The following is a 16,990-nucleotide window of genomic DNA, read 5'->3' on the forward strand; positions in this document are numbered from 1 at the left end:
GCCCTGCCCTTAACGCCGTGCCAGCACGCCGCCTTTATCAAAATAGGCTTTGATACCGTGAAAAATCGCTTCGGCCACCTGATGCTGATAGCGTGCGGTGCGCAGCTTGCGCTCCTCCTCCACGTTACTGATAAACGCCGTCTCAACCAGAATTGACGGGATATCGGGCGCTTTCAGCACGGCAAAACCCGCCTGATCAACCGTACGCTTATGCAGATGATTGATGCGCCCCATGCGCGCCAGCACCTCTTTGCCAAACTTCAGGCTGTCGCTGATGGTCTGACGCTGAACCATATCGAACATCGTGTGGTCGAGATAGCGATCGCCGCTCATGCTGACGCCGCCAATCAGATCGGCCTCGTTCTGCGTCTGTGCCAGGAAACGGGCTGCGGCAGAGGTCGCACCGCGCGTGGAGAGCGCGAATACCGAAGAGCCACGCGCTGCCCGGCTGGTAAACGCATCGGCATGAATAGAAACAAACAGATCGGCACGCTGCTTGCGCGCTTTGGCCACCCGCACGCGCAGCGGAATAAACACATCTTCATTACGCGTCATGTAGGCTTTCATATTGTGCTCTTTATCGATCAATGCCCGCAGGTAGCGACCAATCTTCAGCACAATATCCTTTTCACGCGTTTTGTATTTGCCGTGCGCACCGGGATCTTCGCCGCCGTGCCCGGGGTCGATCATGATAATGATCGGACGATCGCGTCCCGCCTTACCCGGCAACGGTGCCTGCGCAGGCTGATCGCGCTCCAGATCGCCTTTGTTGTAATCATTGAGCAGCGCCAGCAGCGGATCGTCGGCGTGCGATGCCTGACTGGGATACAGATCCACCACCAGCCGGTTTTTGATACCGGCCACGGGCGCCAGGGTAAAGGTTTTTGGTGCGACGTTACGCTTCAGCTCCAGCACAATCCGCACCGTGTGCGGATCAAACTGCCCGACCCGTGCCGTTTTGATAAAGGGATCGTCTGTGCGCACCAGCTTATTGATGCCTTTCAGTGCCGGATTAATATGCAGGTTCTTGATATCAATGACCAGACGTTCCGGATTGCTCAGCGCAAACTGCTTGTAGTGCAGCGGGATATTCGACTCCAGCGTGACGCGGGAGTACGTTGATGAAGGCCAGATGCGTACCGCAACAATGTGCTGACTCGCTGCCAGCCCGGTACGCGTTACGCTAAGTAGCCATAGCGCACCGGCACCTTGTAATAACCGTCTTCGGGAAAAAGCCTGGGACATGCTACTCCAACTACTGTTTTATAGATAAATCTGCGTCAGCTGACGCTCAGAAAGCGAAAACTTTATCCAATCTGGCAACGCTTGTCTCGTCGGAAAAGCCAGATAATGCAGGCTGTTATCAACGGATGCATCTGAAAAATCGTAAAGTAACGTCAGGCGCAACGCTTGCAATACGGCGAAAAACAGAATAAAAATACACTAATTACGAATAACCATTCACAGAGGGTGCACCGTGAAGGAACGCAGTACCGAGCTGGTTCAGGGTTTTCGCCATACCGTTCCCTATATTAATGCCCATCGCGACAAGACGTTTGTCATCATGCTGGGCGGCGAAGCCATTGAGCATGAAAACTTCTCCAGTATCGTTAACGATATTGGCCTGCTGCATAGCCTGGGCATCCGTCTGGTGGTGGTCTATGGCGCACGTCCGCAGATTGATGCCAGCATGGCGCAGCAGCAGCTGGAGCCTCTCTATCACAAACACACCCGCGTGACCGATGCGCAATCGCTGGAGCTGGTAAAGCAGGCGGCAGGTCGTCTGCAGCTTGATATCACCGCCCGCCTTTCGATGAGTCTTAACAACACGCCGCTGCAGGGCGCGCATATTAATGTCGTCAGCGGTAACTTTATCATTGCCCAGCCGCTGGGCGTGGATGATGGCGTTGACTACTGCCACAGCGGACGCATTCGCCGTATTGATGAAGAGGCGATTCACCGTCAGCTGGATAATAATGCGATTGTACTGCTGGGTCCGGTCGCCGTCTCTGTAACCGGCGAAAGCTTTAATCTCACCTCAGAAGAGGTTGCCACGCAGCTCGCCATCAAGCTCAAGGCAGAGAAGATGATTGGCTTCTGCTCCGAGCAGGGCGTGACCGATCGCGCCGGCACAATTATTTCAGAGCTGTTTCCCGGCGATGCGCAGGCGCGCATTGATGAGATGGAGAGCGACGGCGATTTTCTGTCCGGTACGGTGCGTTTTCTGCGCGGCGCGGTGAAAGCGTGTCGCAGCGGCGTGCGCCGCAGCCATCTGATCAGCTATCAGGAGGATGGCGCACTGCTGCAGGAGCTCTTCTCACGCGACGGTATCGGTACGCAGATTGTTATGGAGTCTGCCGAGCAGATCCGTCGCGCCAACATCAACGATATTGGCGGCATTCTGGAGCTGATCCGTCCGCTGGAGCAGCAGGGTATTCTGGTACGGCGCTCGCGTGAACAGCTGGAGATGGAGATCGATAAGTTTACCATCATCCAGCGCGATAATATGACTATCGCCTGTGCCGCGCTCTACCCGTTCCCGGATGAGCAGATTGGCGAAATGGCGTGTGTGGCAGTACATCCCGACTATCGCAGCTCATCGCGCGGCGAGCTGCTGCTGGATCGCGTAGCGCTACAGGCGCGGCAGATGGGGCTGAAAAAGCTGTTTGTGCTCACCACCCGCAGCATTCACTGGTTTCAGGAGCGGGGTTTTACGCCAGTAGATATTGAGTCGCTGCCAGAGAGCAAGCAGCAGATGTATAACTATCAGCGTCGTTCAAAGGTGCTGATGGCAGATTTAAAATAATCCACGATATTCCCGGGCCGCATTAATGCGGCCCCTACGTGATCCTGTGGGGGCGCCATTTATGGCGCCCTGGCCGCGTGTGAAATTCCGAATCGCGTTATTCCCCCCCTCAGGGCCGCATTAATGCGGCCCCTACGTGATTCTGTAGGGGCGCCATTTATGGGGCCCCTACGTGATTCTGTAGGGGCGCCATTTATGGGGCCCTGGCCGCGCGGGAATTTCCGGGCTGCGTTATTCCCCCCAGGGCCGCATTAATGCGGCCCCTACGTGATCCTGTAGGGGCGCCATTTATGGCGCCCTGGCCGCGTGTGAAATTCCGGACTGCGTTATTCTCCCCAGGGCCGCATTAATGCGGCCCCTACGGGACGGTGGCGTTTTTTCGCAGGGGCGCCATTTATGGCGCCCTGGCCGCGCATGAAATTCCGGGCCGCGTTATTCTCCCCAGGGCCGCATTAATGCGGCCCCTACGGGCCGGTGATATTTTCGTAGGGGCGCCATTTATGGCGCCCTGCCCTGGCCACATTATCCTGTATAAGGCTTTACGCGTCAGACGTCGCACCAAGCCGTGAGAGCAGGCCGCTGCGGCGCTGCGTGCGCAGCTGCACTGCGCGACGGAAAATGTTTTCATCACTGTAGAGCGTCAGCTGCCTGCGGGCGCGCGTGATGGCGGTATAAATTAACTCCCGCGTCAGCACCGGTAAAAACTGGGCCGGCATCACCAGCGCGGTGTGCTCAAACTCCGAGCCCTGCGACTTGTGCACCGTCATGGCCCAGGCGGTATCGTGTGCCGGCAGCCGGCTCGGCTGGACCGCTTTGATGGTTCCGTCCGGCAGCGGGAAGAAGACCTTCAGCACGCCCTCCTCATCTGACAGCGTAATACCGATATCGCCGTTAAACAGGCCCAGCGCGCTGTCATTGCGCGTGACCATGACCGGCCGTCCCGGATACCAGCGGCTGCCGCCTGCGGGGCGCCGGATCAGCTGCAGCTGCATCAGCTTCTGCTCAATACGCTGATTGAGTCCTTCCACGCCAAACGGCCCTTCGCGCAGCGCGCACAGCAGCTGATAGCGGCCGAAAGAGGCGAGGATCTCAGCCGGTGCGGCATCTTCAGCTACCTGCTGCAGAAAGTCCCGATAACCAGCAGCAATCTCATTCAGCATACGCTGATACGCTTCACCGCTGTTCAGCGGCGCACGCGCAATATCGCTGAAATTGCTCTGAAAGGCGCGCTCCACCGCCTGCGCATCCCCGGCGTTAACGGCTGCTGCCAGCTGGCCGATGCCGGAGCTGGCGTCAAAACGGTAACTTTTACGCAGCAGGCAGATCGCATCGCGAACCGCGGGCGCTGCGGTTTCATTACTGCCGCCGATCTCGCAGCCGGTCATCAGCGTCAGCTGCGTGGCGCGCACCGGACTGTAGCCCGCCTCCGCACAGCGACAGATATCGCCCAGTACCGCACCCGCCTCTACGGAGGCGAGCTGGTCGCGGTCGCCGAGAAAAATTACCCGCGCCTGCGATGGCAGCGCGGCAATCAGGCTGGCCATCATGCCGAGATCCACCATGGAAGCTTCATCCACCACCAGCACATCGAGATGCAGCGGATTTCCGGCATGGTAACGCAGGCGCTGCGTTTCAGGCTGTGCGCCCAGCAGGCGATGCAGCGTGGTGGCCTCCTCCGGAAAGCGCTGGCGCTCCTGATCGCTGACCGCCAGCTGCTGCAGCGCTTTCCCCAGTGACTCCGTCAGGCGCGCCGCCGCTTTGCCGGTTGGGGCCGCCAGCTGAATACGCAGCGCGCCGTCGCTCAGGCGGATCAGCGCCGCCAGCAGTTTTGCCACGGTGGTGGTTTTGCCGGTGCCCGGCCCGCCGGAAATCACCGCGGTTTTCTGCGTTAATGCGACAGCAGCGGCAATCTTCTGCCAGTCATCCGGCGCGGTGCCAAACAGCGCATCCAGCACGCTGCGTACCTGCTCCGGGGCAAACGGCTGCGGCGCAGCCTGAGGATGGAAAAAGCGCGCCACGTCACCCTCATGGTGCCATAAGCGGTGCAGATAGAGCCGGTCGTCGCTCAGTACAACCGGGGCTGCGCGATCATGGGAGCTGAGCGCATCCCAGCCCGCCAGCAGGCTGTGCCAGTCGTGCGGATCGCCTGCTGCCTGCCAGATCGCCTGCGCCAGTTCGGGATGACGGCCGCGAAACAGCTGCTCGCGGTTGAGCTGGGCCAGCGGCAGGCAGACATGTCCTTCTCCGGCTTCAGCGCTGAGACAGGCAGCGGCCAGTAAGCGGGCGGGTTCATCGCGGGTGGCTATCAGCTGAGCAAACTGCACATCCAGCGAGCGCAGCAGCCGCAGCTCTGTTGCCTGCTTTAATAGCGTAGTGATATCGCTCATGCATCCTCTCCCTGCCCGCGAAACAGGCTATCAAGTTGTGTGACAAACTCAGCGGCAGGACGGGTGAAAAAGACGCCATTATCAGGCGAACTGCCATCCATACCGCGCAAAAACAGATAAAATACGCCGCCCATATGCTGCTCATAGTCGTAATCGGGCAGCCGGTGCTGCAGAAACCGGTGCAGCGCCAGCGTATAGAGCTGATACTGCAAATCGTAGCGATGGTCAATCATCGCCTGCGCCATGGCATCCGGGGTATAGGCTTCATGACTCTCCCCCAGCCAGTTGGATTTATAATCCAGCAAGTAATATTTTCCGTCCCGGCGAAACACCAGGTCGATAAAGCCTTTAAGCATGCCCTGCACCTGACTGAAATTAAGTGCGGGCGCCTGCGCAGAGAGCGGATCATGCTGGCGCATCAGCCGGTCCAGCGCGGGCGCGGTAAGCAGAGCGCTGATAGGCAGATAAAACTCCATCTCAATCAGGCGGTCGCGTGCGGCCACGTCAGCCAGCCGGATCTGCTGCGCATTAAGCGGCGTAGTCACAACCCGCTCAATCCAGCTGCTCAGCACCGGCTGCCAGTGCAGCGGGTAGCCGTTCTGCTGCAGATGCTGCTCCAGCAGCTCCGTCCCTGGCGGCTGGGTAAAGTCGATCGACTCAAACAGCTCATGCAGAAACGTACCCGGCGCGGCACCGCGCGGAAAATGATGCGGCGTCAGCACAACCTCTTCGGTCGCCGCCTGCCGCTCTTCACCCGCCGCGTCCAGATCGAAGTGAGGCACCACCTCCAGCAGGCGATGCGCGCTGTGCTGCTGCAGACCTGAATAGCTGGTCACGCGCCACGATTCAGCCAGCTGGCGCGATATCGCGCGTGCATGCAGATCGTCGCGTATCCCAGCCTGCGCCTGCCAGCGTGCGGCTTCAGCACGATCGGCCATCACCACCTCGCACGCTTCGCCGTTCAGCGCTTCCAGCAGGGCGCCGAGCTGCTCTGCCGTCGCCGCTTCGCCGCGCTGCAGCAGATAGCCCAGCGCACTTTTATGCAGATCGCTCTCGCCCTCTTTTTTGCGCGCGCCGCGAAACAGCGGCGCCACGCCGATGCTGCAGTGATACACAGAGCGCGTCAGCGCAACATAAAGCAGACGAAGATCTTCTGCCAGTCGCTCCTGTTCCGCCAGCGCCAGGCTCTGCTCATCGCCCTGCAAATCCAGCACCGCGCTGAAGTTATCGCGATCGTGGTAAAGCGCAATATCTGCTTCACGGAACCCGGCGGCAAACGGCAGCCAGACCAGCGGATACTGCAGCCCTTTCGATTTATGGATGGTGACGATCTGCACCAGATGGCGGTCGCTCTCCAGCCGCAGCTGCTGGCTGGCCGACTGACTGTCGGGCCGCGCTATCTGCTGTGCCAGATAACGTACCAGCGCATGCGGGCTGTCAAGCTGCGATGCCGCTTCCTGCAGCAGCTCCCCCAGATGCAGCAGATCGGTCAGGCGGCGCTCGCCATTTTCCGACGCCAGCATATTTTCAGCCAGCTGGCGCTCCAGCATAATTTCCCGCAGCATCGGCAGCACACCACGCTGATGCCAGAGGCGCTGCCAGCGCGCAAAGGTGTCTACCAGCGTGTCCCAGCCGCGCGCATCGCGATCGAGCGCATCCAGCTGAGCCGCATCCAGCGCAAACAGCGAAGTCGCCAGCGCCGTACGCAGCATCCGCTCCTGTTCCGGAGCCAGAATAGCGCGCAGCAGCCAGAGCAGCTCGCGCGCTTCCGGTGTTGTGTAAACGCTGTCGCGGTTAGAGAGATAGACAGAGGGGATCGCGAGTTGCGCCAGCGCTTCGCGGATCTGATTCGCTTCGTTGCGGCTGCGCACCAGCACCGTGATATCCGATGCCTGTACGGGCCGCAGCGCCGGCCCTTTTCCCAGCATCGCCTCACCCTGCTGCCCCGCCTGCAGCCAGCGGCTGATATCCATTGCGCACTGCTTTGCCATTTGCTGCTGATATTCGCTGACGCTGGCACCGCTGCCGGGCTGCAGCCAGAAGCGCAGCGCGGGCTGCTCTCTGCCCTCTGCCTTTAGCGACAGCGCCTGATTAGGCGGCGCAAACTGCACCGGCAAAAACGGAATTTCAGCGAACAGAAAGGGAGCCGGCAAGCGCGAGAAAAGCTGGTTTACGCTCTCTACCATTGCAGGCGACGAGCGCCAGTTAGTGTCCAGCGTATAGTGCGCCGCAATTTCATTACGCGCCCGGATATAGGTAAAAATATCCGCCCCGCGGAAGGCGTAGATCGCCTGTTTGGGATCGCCTATCAGCAGTAGCGCATGTTCAGTCTGATGCATATAGAGCGTACGGAAAATCCGGTACTGCTGCGGATCGGTATCCTGAAATTCATCGATCAGCGCCACCGGGTAGCGCTGCCGGATCAGCTGCGCCAGCTGCGCACCGCCCGCCTGCTGCAGCGCATCATCAAGGCGGCTCAGCAGATCGTCAAAGCCCAGCAGCGCCTGCAGCCGCTTCTGTTTATGCACCGCCTCTCGCACTTCGGTCAGCGCCCGCGCAATGACCACATCGCGCAGCGACAGCGGCTCAGCCAGAAATGCGTCAATTGCGCTGAACAGCGCGTGCCGCGGGGCGTCGCCTTTTTTGGTTTTCTCATCCAGTATCCGCTGCCCGAAGCGTGCCAGCTCGGGCGGAACCTGGTAATCACTGCTGTCGCTATGGGCCCACTGGCTCACTTTACTGACCCAGGCGGGCAGATGTTTGCTGCTGTAGCTGCGCTTATCCACGCCCGACTGCTCAACCAGCGTCTGCACGTCATCACCCAGCGTTCGCCACTGCGCTTTGATCTCCGCGATGCGCGCCATATTACGTGCATGCCGCGACGCAAGCGTCTCCTGGTCATCCGGCGGCAGCCGCAGCGAGGGCGACTCTCCCTGCAGCCACGGGCGCAGGGTAGCCAGCAGCTGTTCCGGCCCCAGCCACTCGGTGACAATCACGCGCGCGATATCCAGCGTCAGCGGATAGCAGTGACGCCGCCAGAAATCAGCCGTTGCCTGACGCAGCAGCGGATGCTCATCCTCAATCAGCTGCTGTTCAAACAGCATGCCGGACTCAAACGCGTTGAGATTGAGCATACGCTGACAGAAGCCGTGGATGGTGAAAATAGCGGCTTCATCCATCTGTCTTTCCGCCGCCAGCAGCAGCGAGGCGGCCTCTTCCCGCTGCGGAATCGCCTGCAGCAGTGCGGTCAGCATCGGATCGCTGCTGACGCCGCGAATACAGGCGAGCCGCAGCGCGTGAATATTCGCGCGGATACGACCGCGCAGCTCCGCCGTCGCCGCTTCGGTGAACGTCACCACCAGAATCTCTTCTACCGAGAGCGGACGGCTATAAGCGTTCTCTTCACCCAGACCCAGCAGCAGACGCAGATAAAGCAGGCCAATGGTAAAGGTTTTACCCGTCCCGGCAGAGGCCTCAATCAGGCGCTCGCCGCGCAGCGGCAGCGTCAGCGGATTGAGCGATTCAGCACGCTGATTCATGGCGTATCACTCTTAACCGGCAGCGACTGCTGCAGCTGCGCCAGCGCCGGCCAGGTGGTAAAGCCAGGCAGCGCTGCGTAATCTGCCTGCGGTGAACTCTCCTGCGTACCGCTGATCTGGGAAATCATCGCCATTCCCTGCTGCCGGATCGCCTGCCGGAAGAAAGTGGCCAGCCGCGCCGGCGTCAGCTGCTGCACCTGCGCAATCACTTTCTCTCGCGTATCGAACGCATAGTTCTGACGGCTGAAGTCGCGGCTGTAGCGATTGGCTTCCTCCTCCAGCGTCTGAGGGCGCTGTTTCAGCTCATTGATCATCGCCTGCTGATACTGCGCAAAGGTCTCTGGCTTCATGCTGCGCAGCCGCTGTTCTGCCTGCGGATAGAATGCCTGAAAGCGCTGCAGCAGGAAGGCGGGCTGCCGGCTGTTGCTCTGCAGCAGAAAACCGATGCCCCACTGGCGGCCTATCGGCATCTGATAGGTAAAGACGGCATAGCCCAGCTGCTCTTCCGTGCGCAGCTGGTTATAGAACCACGGCTGGATAATCTGGCTCAGCAGCGTACTGGCGGCCATGCTCTGATATTCATCATATCCGACAGGCACATAGAGCGCCGCCAGCGCGGAATCGCTGCTGCTTCCCGCCTGCTGCAGGTTCGCCTTGATCGGTTTATCCACCACAACATAGTCACTGCGCCACGGCGCCTTTCCGCTGCTCTGCAGCTGCGCTTTCAGCGCCGCACCGAGCGCTTCCGTCTCTTGTGCTGAGAGATTACCCACCGCCAGCATCTCTGGCGTTGACTGATGCAGCAGCGCGTCACGCCAGGCGATCACCTCCTGCAGCGTGATCTCCGGCAGCAACCGGCGGCGCTCATCGCGCTGGGTATAGGGCAGCTGCGACAGCATCTGCATCGGCTGGATCGCCTGTTCAAACGCTTTGCCTTTTTCAGCCGCATCCAGGCGGTCGCGATACCAGGATTTAGCCTGAGCGAGCTGCGCTTCATCCGGATGGAAGCTGCTGTAACCGGCGACCAGCTCCTGCAGCAGCTGCGGCAAACGCTGGGTGAATCCGCTGGCGTTAAACACCAGGCCATCATCTTCTCCCACAGAGAAACTGATGCCGCCCACCGACGCCTGCGAATTGAGCTCATCCAGCGCCTGGCTGGAGAGATAATCATTCAGACCAAACAGCACCTGCTGACGCGCGTCGCTAATCGCTGCCTTATTGCGTAGCGCCAGCGTAATCGCCGCTTTTGGCTCGTCAGGATAGAACCGGCTCGGCATCCATAAAATACGCATTGCCGCATCATTACTGAGCACGATCGGATGCGTGTAGTTTTTCCCGTCGCGCGCAATCAGTGAAAAGTCAGTGGGAATATAGGGATTGAGCGCAGGTAAAGAGAGCGCGATATGCGCTGCACGCTGCTGCCAGTCGCTGTACTGCGCGGCGCTGATTTTATCAACCTGATAGGGCGCATTAACAAAGTAGGCCTGCTGGTTGTGCGGCTCCTGTGGGCTGATATACCAGATGCGGGCATTTTGCGGCGTCATCTCACCGAGGCGTGCCGCCACCGCTGCAGAATCGAAGCGATCGGCAAGGTAAGGCGCATCCAGCGTGTGCGCGACCGGCACGCGCAGCATGGTGTCGGCCAGCCACTGAATGTAGTCCATATCACGGGTAATTGACGGGTAGCGGTAATCAAGCGCCAGCACGTGCGATACCTCGTCAAAATAGCGCTTATCAATGCCGTTGCGGCGCAGCATATCGAGGTAGCTGAAAATAGCGGCCACGACTTCATCGCGTTGCGCCAGCCCTTTATCCGTCAGCGACACAGAAATAGCAAAGACGCCGCTGCTGCGCTCGGTGACCGGATCGGCCCCTGCGGTCACGCCATCGGCCAGTCCCTGCTTCTGCAGCCAGTCATTCAGCGTATTGGCGCTGCGGTTACCCAGCAGATAGCCAATCAGCGTATCGGTTTTGCTGCGGAAATCGGCGCTGTTGTTCGCGATACGAAACTCAATCTTCAGCTGTTTACGCGGCTGAGCCGGCACATAGTGAATGATAATGCCTTTCTGCGCGTCGGTAACTACCGGTACATCTATCTCCGGCACGCTCGCCGGATGCGCCGCGACGCGCCCAAAGGTTGCGGCTGCCATCTGCGCCATCTCAGAGAGCGGTTTGTTGCTGTAGATCACCGCTTTCATCAGGCTGGCGGAATAGTGGGTACGATAGAAATCGCGCAGCGCCTGCTGCAGTTTGCTGCCGGGTTTATCACTCAGCGTCTCCAGATTGCCGCCGGAGAAACGCGACCCCGGATGCTGCGGATTCAGCGTCTCGGCGGTGACCTGCGCCATGCGCAGTCCGTCACGCGATCGCGCCATCGTCAGCTCTGCATTGACGGCGTGACGTTCGCGATCGGCGTTAACCGGATCGAGCAGCGGCTCCGCAATCGCATCCGCCAGGCGGTCTGCCGCAGGCTGCAGCGCATCGTTCTCCACTTCCAGATAGAATGCGGTGCGGTAAGAGGCGGTGCTGGCGTTGTGACTGCCGCCGTGCATTTTGAGAAATTCCGCGAGATTGTCGGGCTGCGGGTAACGCTTTGAGCCCATCAGCACCATATGCTCCAGATAGTGCGCCAGCCCCGGCTGCTGGTCGGGGTCGTCCAGCGAGCCAATCGGCAGCGTCAGCGCCGCCAGCGACTTCGGGGCCTCAGCGTCTGAAACCAGCAGCACCGTCATCCCGTTGTTCAGGGTAATCGCCTGATAGCTGCGCGGATCGCGATCGCTTTTGCGGATAATGTCATTAACCGGCTGCCAGCCCTGTCCGGTATCGGCAAAAACATTCAGCGCCAGCGCGCCTGACAGCAGCGCGCCGATACAGCGTGCGTAAATCCGCATGTAAACCCCTTAATCTTACTCTGCCCTGCGGCTGGTTTTCCGCGCAGGTTTATCAACATATTATTCTGGCGTAAGCGCGACGCTTAGCAGCTATTTATCATCCTGATGGGCGAGACGTACCGGCAGATACCACTGCCGTGCCGCAGCGATAATCGCCTGCAGCATCTCCTCATTCAGCGTGCGATTCAGGCGCTGAAGATAAGGATCGCTGCCCTCACCCTGCACCTGATAGCCGCCCTGCCACGCCTGCAGCAGCTTATTCAGCGCCTTTTTCTGCGTGGCGTCATCTTCCAGCAGCTGGCCGCTTTTGCGATCGAAGCTCGCCTCCAGCCAGGCGCCGCCACTTTTGTTCAACAGCAGCAGCGGCTGCGCCAGCCCCTGCTCGCAGGCGGCGGCATACTCTGCCAGCAGCGCCTGCGCCCGGTCAGCGGCTACAGCATGAAAGCGCCAGCAACTCTGTTTACGGCCATACATCCGGCTTATGCCGCTGCCGCCCAGCGCACAGTAGACCAGATGCTCCAGCCACAGCTGCAGTCCGTCATTCATGTTCAGCACGCCAGGCCGCCAGCGCAGCAGGCCATCAGCCTGTACCTGCGTCAGCCAGCCGGTCAGCCGCACGGCACCGAGCTGCAGATTCACCTCCTGACTCTCTGCCGGCAGGCGTTCTCCGGCGACTTCCGCCGCAACCTCCTGCATCTCTTCGGTCTGGCTCTGCCAGAAAAGTTCACCAAAGGCGCCATAAGGCAGGTTACCTGCTGCGCGATGATGCGCATAGAGCTGCTGTGGATCCTCGCCGTTCACCAGCGCATTGAGCAGCTGCGCGTTTAACTGATAGCGCTCAAGGCTATCGGGTGCAAAAGGCTCGCTATCGGGCAGCTCGCTCTCTTCTGTCCAGAATGAGACGCCAAGACGCTGCTGAAACCAGGCGCGAACCGGATGACGCCAGAAGCGCAGCAGCTGCTCCAGCGTCACGATCTCCTGCGTTTTCACCGCCAGCGGCTGCACGAAGTCGGGCTGTGCCACGCCGCGATTGGTAGCTGCCGGCAGCCATTCGGCAGCGAAGCTCTGCCGGTGACTGTCAGGTGCAAAATTCTCTGCAGCAAATGGCATGCGGCTGTGCAACGTTTGTAAGTGCTCACGCACATGCTGCTCACTGACGTCCGGCTCGCACTGCTCATCGCCCGGCAGGCAGAAACTCTGTCCCAGATAATCACGCAGTTCCGTGACCAGCACTGAGGGATAGCGCTCGGTGTTATCCTGAATCGCCCGGCCGATATAGCTGATATAGAGCTGCTGCTGGGCTGAAATCAGGGCTTCAAGGAACAGATAGCGATCGTCATCGCGCCGGCTGCGGTCGCCTTTGCGCGTCTGCTGCTGCATCAGGTCAAACCCAACCGGTGCCAGCGTGCGCGGGTAGACGCCATCATTCATACCCAGCAGGCAGACGACTTTAAAGGGGATTGAGCGCATCGGCATCAGCGTACAGAAGTTTACCGGACCTGCCAGAAAACGCTGGCTGATGCGCTGCTGATCGAGGCGTGAGCGCAGCTCATCGCGCAGCAGCGTCACCGGCACCGGCTGCTGATAAGCAGAGCCCATACCCTGCTCTATAATCTCTTTCCACTGCGTCTCTACCAGCAGCAGCGCCGCCTCGCTTTCGGCATCGCCGCTGAAAAAGCTGTCAATCAGCTCACGGCACAGCGGCAGCCACTCCGCCAGCGTGCGCTCACCGGCCAGCCGGCTGCGCCAGGTATCAAGCCGCATCAGCAGCTCGGCCAGATGTCCCGCCAGCTCTGCGATCAGACCGCTTGACTCATCGTAAGGCAGGATCCCCTGCCAGTCACCGTTGCGGCTCTCAAGCGCGTAGCCCAGCAGCATACGCTGCAGGCCAAAACGCCAGGTGTGCTGGCCGGTAACCGGCAGCGACAGCGCTTCAATGCTGGCATCGTCCAGCCCCCAGCGAATACCGGACTCCATGACCCAGCGGCGCAGCAGGCGCAACCCGCTCTCATCCACGGAAAAACGCTGCGCCAGCGCCGGCACTTCCAGCAGCGCAAGGATCTCCTCTGAGGCGAAGCGACTCTCCGGCAGCGTCAGCAGGCTCAGCAGCGCCAGAATGGCCGGGTGCGCCTGACTGGCACGACGGTCAGAAATGGCAAATGGCAGATAGCGATCCGGCGGTGCGCTGGCAAATGCCGCCTGAATAAAGGGCGCATAGCTATCGATGTCTGCCACCATGACGATGATATCGCGCGGCTTAAGCTCAGGATCGGCCTCCATCATCGCCAGCAGGTGATCCTGCAGCACCTCCACTTCACGCTGTGCGCTGTGACAGATCTGCAGCGTGATGGAGCGATCGGCCGGATCGAGAGGGCGCTTCTCTGCGCTGTTCATCAGCTCTCCGGCACTCAGACCAATCACCGCGCGATCGTCAAGATTCAGCAGATCAGCCTGCAGGCTGTGCAGCAGCGTGTCATCAGGCAGATCGACAAATGCATCGATATCGTTGGCGGCTGACTCCATCTGGCTGAGCAGAAACAGGTTATCGCGTCCCAGCTTTCCCCAGGAGGCGAGCAGCGGGTTTGTCAGCTGCTGTTCACCACTGCTGTTAAACAGCGTGGAGGCGGCTTCAGGTTCGCGAAACAGCGGCAGCGTCTCCTCTGAATGCAGACGGCGGCGCTGACGGCTCTGCAGCTTCGCCAGAAACGCGTAATCCTGAATATCCCCCCAGTAGTGGCGGCAGGGATTAGTAAACAGCAGATGAATATCGATATGGCGGCCCAGCGCTTCAAGCGCCTGCAGGTAGACTGGCGGCAGCGCGGAGATACCGCAGATAAATACGCGCGGCGGCAGGCCAGGCGGCGTGCTTTCAGCCCGCTCCAGCGTCTCAATAAAGCGGGCGTAGAGATTGGCACGGTGCCACATCGGCTGACCGAGGCTCTCCGTGAAGCTGACCAGATCGCGCCAGAGCGCCGCCTGCCACTGCTGGGCATCACCCAGCCCGTCAATCAGTGCACCACGCTCCCAGCTGTTGAGCCAGTCAGCACGATAGACCAGATACTGGTCAAAGAGATCGGCGACGCGGGTGCTGAGCTGGTAAAGCTTGCGCTTGTCGTCGTCATCCTGCAGATAGAGCCGCAGCGACTGAAACGTCTCCTGCTCCAGCAGCACCGGCAGACGCTGCATCAGCTTCCAGCTCATGTTGGCTTTGGTAAAAGCACTCTCTTCCGGGATCCCCGGCAGCACTTTCACAAACATGCTCCAGATAAAGGTAGCTGGCAGTGGGAAATCGATATTTGCGGCAATGCCAAAGCTGTTTGCCAGCTCCATCTGCAGCCACTGCGCCATTCCCGGGCTCTGTACCAGCACCTGTTCAGCCGCAAAAGGATCGGCGAGAGGCTGGTTTTCAATCAGGATGCCTGCCAGATTTTTCAACAGATCGAGCTGATTGGAGTGGTAAACCCGGAACATAATTCTCCTTTAACAAAGCAGTACCCTACAGCCTGGTCACTCTACCCTTAAACGGCGGAGATGCCTATTAATCTGCTCATCTTCGTGACATGTCAGCCGTGCCAGCATCGCTGTGCGCTGATGCGGGCCGGTCACGGTCACCTGTTCCAGCGTGCAGCTACCTGGCAGAATCTGCTGCTGGCGCTGCGTGTGCCAGCCCACTGTGTCATGACCCAGCAACGCCTGCTGCGCAACCTGCCACGCCTGTCGCTGCTGCCACTGCTGGCTGAACCCCAGCGTCAGCGCACGCTGATAGTGCAGCAGCGTCGAGATGCTCAGCGCCAGCAGCAGCATGCCCACCAGCGCCTCGGCGAGGCTAAATCCCCGCTGTAACTGCCTCTCCCGGACACGCCTCCGGCGCGGCCAGCGGGCAGAAGTCAATCCAGCCGTGCGGCAAGGCCAGCACGCGCGCTCCACGAAGTTCAACCCAGCGGTAGAGCCAGAGTGCGCTGCCTGCCTGGCGCGCGGATAACAAGCCATACCCCTCCTCCCTGCGCAGCAGACAGCTCTGCCACTGCGCGGTTGTCCACTGCTGACACTGCCAGCCTTCAGCCGGCGACCACTGCTGCTGCACTCCCCAGCGCAGCGCCGCCTGCGCCTGGCTGTGATGCTGAAAGTAGTGCTGCGTATCGGCAACCAGCACCATGCTGCGGCTCAGCTGCTGGCGGGTCGCGTGCAGCGTGACGCCTCCCAGCAGCAGCAGCATCATGACCATGCCGAGCGTACTGTTGCCCTGCTGTTTCACAGATTGATGCCTTCGATAACGCGCACCAGCATGACCTGCTGCTGACCTGCACGTGCAGCCAGCTCCAGCCGCAGGTAACGCTGCTGGCGGCTGACCTGAAAACGTTCCAGCAGCATAAACGCGGGATCGGTAATGCGCTCCCAGCCGCTGCCGTGACACGCCTCAACGCCGCGCTGCATCTCCAGCTGCCCGCTACGCAGACGATAGCCGTAGTAATCACTGTCGCTATGCCCCGCACCCTCCCAGCGACCGTTGCTGTTCTCATCCCAGCGCAGCAGCACACAGCTGCCGCTGTTTGCCAGCGTCAGTGGCGCGCCGCGGCAGGTTCCCCGGCAGTAGCCCGCCCGGCGCAGCGCTTTTTCCAGCATGCCGGCTATCTGCTCCAGCTCCTGCTGCAGCTGTACCCGCTGCTGCAGCCGCAGATTCTGTTCCAGCAGCAGCGGCAGAAAACGCCCCAGGCTGAGCATCAGCATGGCGCTTATCGCCAGCGCAATCAGCGTTTCCAGCAGGCTGAACCCGGCCTGAGCTACCCGCACGTCGCTGCTTCCGGCTGGCAGAGACGAATACGCGCGCGGGCGGAGATGATTGCGCGCCAGCGCCCGGCAGCGCTCGTTATTTCCACACTACCGGCGCGCGCCACGTCCCTGCGCCCGTAAAAACCGGGTTCGCCCGTCAGTGCGCTAAGGTGTATGCCTGCATACGGTGGCGTGAACCACCAGCGCGAGGGCGTCGTGCAGCCTGCAGGCGGTACGGGGCCGGTACCGAGACAGCCACCCTGACCCGGTTGCAGCCAGAGCTTTAGCTCGCGATTATGCCAGCCCGCATGCGCACGCAGCTGCAGCAAAAACGCCTGCAGCTGCAGCACACTTTCGCGCAGCTGTTGCTGCTGCTGCCAGCGCTGCCACCCCTGTATCGCCCCGCCTCCCAGTACGCCTGCGATGAGCATGACGATCAGCAGTTCCGGCAAGGTAAATCCGTGATGATTATCTCTGTTCATGACGTCACTCTGCCGTCAGCGCAGCAGCACTACAAGCGTGACAATTGTGCGGTCAGGAGTGGCTCACAGGCGTGCTTTAGCTGCTACAGAGAAAACCATTTTTTTGTGCGGCAGC

The 16,990-nt window shown here is 60.4% G+C and carries 10 protein-coding genes; 1 reads left to right on the plus strand and 9 read right to left on the minus strand.

Annotated elements, in window-relative coordinates:
• Positions 1-9: 9 nt before the first annotated feature.
• Positions 10-1,245, minus strand: coding sequence for an N-acetylmuramoyl-L-alanine amidase AmiC (gene amiC / locus AC2CF9_RS16565; protein WP_150018607.1), 1,236 nt, complete (start codon positions 1,243-1,245; stop codon positions 10-12).
• 232 nt (positions 1,246-1,477) lie between these two features.
• Between amiC and argA the strand changes: the two genes are divergently transcribed.
• Positions 1,478-2,806, plus strand: coding sequence for an amino-acid N-acetyltransferase (gene argA, locus AC2CF9_RS16570; RefSeq protein WP_150018606.1), 1,329 nt, complete (start codon positions 1,478-1,480; stop codon positions 2,804-2,806).
• Between the two features lie 539 nt (positions 2,807-3,345).
• Here the strand turns inward: argA and recD are convergent.
• The 8 genes from recD to AC2CF9_RS16610 all read right to left on the minus strand — a co-directional run bounded on the left by recD (position 3,346) and on the right by AC2CF9_RS16610 (position 16,875).
• The gene (recD, locus tag AC2CF9_RS16575; RefSeq protein ID WP_484557488.1) at positions 3,346-5,193 is read right to left on the minus strand and encodes an exodeoxyribonuclease V subunit alpha; all 1,848 of its coding nucleotides are present in this window, start codon (positions 5,191-5,193) and stop codon (positions 3,346-3,348) included.
• Positions 5,190-8,732, minus strand: a complete 3,543-nt coding sequence (gene recB / locus AC2CF9_RS16580; RefSeq protein WP_484557489.1) for an exodeoxyribonuclease V subunit beta — start codon at positions 8,730-8,732, stop codon at positions 5,190-5,192. Before recB ends, recD begins: the two co-directional genes overlap by 4 nt.
• Positions 8,729-11,623: a pitrilysin gene (ptrA, locus tag AC2CF9_RS16585; RefSeq protein ID WP_484557490.1), complete on the minus strand. Its 2,895-nt coding sequence runs from the start codon at positions 11,621-11,623 to the stop codon at positions 8,729-8,731. The genes recB and ptrA overlap by 4 nt, the downstream gene beginning before the upstream one ends.
• A 90-nt stretch (positions 11,624-11,713) precedes the next feature.
• A complete protein-coding gene (recC, locus tag AC2CF9_RS16590; protein ID WP_484557491.1) occupies positions 11,714-15,094 on the minus strand; it encodes an exodeoxyribonuclease V subunit gamma in 3,381 nt (1,126 codons plus the stop codon).
• Between the two features lie 36 nt (positions 15,095-15,130).
• Positions 15,131-15,427: a prepilin-type N-terminal cleavage/methylation domain-containing protein gene (locus tag AC2CF9_RS16595; protein ID WP_484557492.1), complete on the minus strand. Its 297-nt coding sequence runs from the start codon at positions 15,425-15,427 to the stop codon at positions 15,131-15,133.
• A gap of 22 nt (positions 15,428-15,449) precedes the next feature.
• A complete protein-coding gene (locus AC2CF9_RS16600) occupies positions 15,450-15,878 on the minus strand; it encodes a DUF2509 family protein (RefSeq protein ID WP_484557493.1) in 429 nt (142 codons plus the stop codon).
• A complete protein-coding gene (locus AC2CF9_RS16605) occupies positions 15,875-16,414 on the minus strand; it encodes a prepilin peptidase-dependent protein (protein ID WP_484557494.1) in 540 nt (179 codons plus the stop codon). Before AC2CF9_RS16605 ends, AC2CF9_RS16600 begins: the two co-directional genes overlap by 4 nt.
• Entirely contained in the window at positions 16,405-16,875 is a 471-nt protein-coding gene (locus tag AC2CF9_RS16610; RefSeq protein WP_484557495.1) for a prepilin-type N-terminal cleavage/methylation domain-containing protein, read from the minus strand. The genes AC2CF9_RS16605 and AC2CF9_RS16610 overlap by 10 nt, the downstream gene beginning before the upstream one ends.
• Between the last annotated feature and the right edge of the window lie 115 nt (positions 16,876-16,990).

The sequence above is a fragment of the Pantoea sp. SYBGC1 genome, assembly GCF_057197005.1.